A 785-nucleotide genomic window follows, 5' to 3' on the forward strand; every position below is an offset into this window, starting at 1 on the left:
CGATACTGCCGGGAAGACCCGCCCTTCCAGCACTGTGCCCCAGACCTTGACATCCTTGATCGCCTCGGGGGCGACGGAGAGGGGATCATCTTCAAGGATGGTGAAGTTAGCGAGCTTCCCGGGGGCGATTGACCCAAGCTCTACTTCCATCCGCAGCGAATGCGCGGCGTCGATCGTCACGGCCCGCAGCGCATCCTCGACCGACAGCCGATGTTCCGGCCCGGCGACCCGGCCCGAGGTGGTGGTGCGGTTGACCGCCGCCCAGACCAGGAACAGCGGCTGGCCCGGCGCCATGGGCATGTCGGAATGGAAGGACACTGGCGTGCCGTTGCGCTTGACGAAGCCCAAAGGCACAAGCGCATCGGCCCGCTCTGGCCCAAGACCGATCTCGCCGTAGCGATCAGCCAGTGCAGTGACGTAATAGGGGTTCGCGCTGACGATGCAGCCAAGTGCCGCAAGCCTGTCGCACTGGTCCTCGCGGGCATAGCCGAAGTGCACGATCACCGTCCGATGGTCGGCCCGGGGCATCCGCCGCATGTTGCGTTCGACGGCCTCAAGAACCATGTCCAGCCCAAGATCGCCATTCTGGTGGATGTGGATCTGAAACCCCGCTTCCCAATAGGCGTCGAAACTGGGGTTGAAGAAATCCGGATCCATGATCCATTCGCCGCTGTGGCCGTCCGAGTACGGGACGGTCACTTGCATCAACTGGCTGTAGATCGCGCCATCGGCAAAAAGCTTGACCTGTCCCGGCACGAAGGCAGTCTTGCCCGAACCCCAGTCAA

The 785-nt window shown here is 63.2% G+C and carries 1 protein-coding gene; it reads right to left on the minus strand.

The features are described from left to right. Positions 1–785, minus strand: a 785-nt coding sequence (locus AC2D9V_RS17820; protein ID WP_484715434.1) for an amidohydrolase, incomplete at both ends; no start/stop codon positions are given.

It is taken from the genome of Tabrizicola sp. T46, assembly GCF_057219895.1.